The sequence below is a fragment of the Streptomyces sp. CO7 genome, assembly GCF_053474865.1.
Window position 1 is genome coordinate 87,225 of record NZ_JBRIOU010000009.1, and the last position, 557, is coordinate 87,781.

Here is a 557-nt window from a genome sequence, read left to right on the forward strand (position 1 = left end):
GTCCGCGCCCGTGTTCCCAGGCGGCGAAGTCCGGGTACTGCAGGCCGGGTTCGGGCAGGGCGTCGGGTTCTCCGGACGCCTCGGCCCGGTACAGCGCGGTCAGTTCGCGGACGAGAACGCCGACCGACCATCCGTCGGTGACGATGTGGTGCTGCGCGAGCAGCAGGACGTGGTCGTCCTCGGCGCGGCGCGCCAGCAGGGCCCGGGCGGGCGGGCCGGCCGTCAGGTCGAAGGGGCGGCGCAGTTCCTCGGCGAGCAGACGCTCCGTCTCCTCGTCCCGGGGCCCGGCCGGCGCCGGGGGCAGGTCGGCGACGCGCAGCGGGAGCGCGACCTCGGGGAGGACCTTTTGCGTGACCTGGCCGTCGACCTCGGCGAACACGGTGCGCAGGGAGTCGTGGCGGGCGGCGAGCCGGCCGAGGGCGCGGCGCAGGGCGCCGAGGTCGAGGGTGCCGCGCAGCCGCAGCGCGACGCCCGTGTTGTACTCGGCGCCGTCCGGGTCGAGGTCGTACAGGAACCACAGCCGCCGCTGGGCCGCGGACAGCGGGAGGGGCCTCTCC

At 76.5% G+C, this 557-nt stretch carries 1 protein-coding gene; it reads right to left on the reverse strand.

All coding sequences use genetic code 11. The features are described 5' to 3' along the window. On the reverse strand, nucleotides 1-557 hold a 557-nt coding region (locus tag ACOV8S_RS26970), incomplete at both ends, for a condensation domain-containing protein (protein WP_448320978.1).